The sequence below is a fragment of the Haloferax profundi genome (assembly GCF_001469865.1).
Taxonomy (GTDB): domain Archaea; phylum Halobacteriota; class Halobacteria; order Halobacteriales; family Haloferacaceae; genus Haloferax; species Haloferax profundi.
This window is the reverse complement of the sequence record NZ_LOPV01000137.1, coordinates 1-391: the sequence shown is the minus strand read 5'-3', so window position 1 is coordinate 391 and position 391 is coordinate 1. Positions and strand designations below refer to the sequence as shown.

At 67.0% G+C, this 391-nt stretch carries 1 pseudogene; it reads left to right on the top strand.

The features are described from left to right. Nucleotides 1-391: pseudogene (locus tag AUR66_RS07035) on the top strand (glycine cleavage system aminomethyltransferase GcvT); the annotation flags it as partial.

Sequence of the window (391 nt, the reverse complement as noted above, 5' to 3'; positions counted from 1 at the left end):
GCGGGCCTCGGCGACCTGTCGAAGTTCCAAGCGACGTTCGCCGACGTGGCAGGCGTCGAGTGCTGGGTCGCCCGCACGGGCTACACCGGCGAAGACGGCTTCGAAGTCCTCTGTCCGTGGGACGACGCCGAGACAGTCTGGTCGTCGCTCGACGCGACACCCTGTGGACTCGGGTCCCGCGACACCCTCCGGATGGAGATGGGGTATCTGCTCTCCGGGCAAGACTTCGACCCCGAAGACGAACCCCGGACCCCCTACGAGGCCGGTATCGGCTTCGTCGTCAAGAGAGACACCGAGTTCGTGGGCCGCGACGCCCTCGAACGCCAGAAGGAAGCTGGAGTCGACGAGGCGTTCGTCGGTTTCACGCTTCTCGACCGAGGCGTCCCCCGTC